The organism is Blastococcus sp. CCUG 61487, from assembly GCF_005222955.1.
Classification (GTDB): domain Bacteria; phylum Actinomycetota; class Actinomycetes; order Mycobacteriales; family Geodermatophilaceae; genus Blastococcus.
Genome location: NZ_LWUA01000144.1, coordinates 1 through 256, shown reverse-complemented (window position 1 = coordinate 256; position 256 = coordinate 1). Strand labels below are relative to the sequence as shown.

Below are 256 nucleotides of genomic sequence, written 5' to 3'. Positions count from 1 at the left end.
GGCAGCGCGGCCCATACCGTGGCCAGCAGGAACAGGAAGAACGCGATCTTGACGTCGTCGTTGTCCCAGCCCTTCAGGTCCAGCGCGCCGCCGAAGAAGGAGAACTCGTCCTCGAACTGGTACCAGTCGAAGAAGCTCAGGATCAGGTAGAGCAAGGTGAGGCCCCCGATGGCGTAGGTCGCCAGCGTGAGGCGCTTCGGGTCGAACGAGACCTTCGGCCCGCCGGAGCCCGCGGGGGGTGAGTCCCCTGGAGTGG

Annotated in this window: 1 protein-coding gene; it reads right to left on the bottom strand. The window is 66.0% G+C overall.

Annotated features, from left to right (window positions below):
- On the bottom strand, window positions 1-256 hold a 256-nt coding region (locus A6V29_RS20785; protein WP_170977777.1), incomplete at both ends, for a hypothetical protein.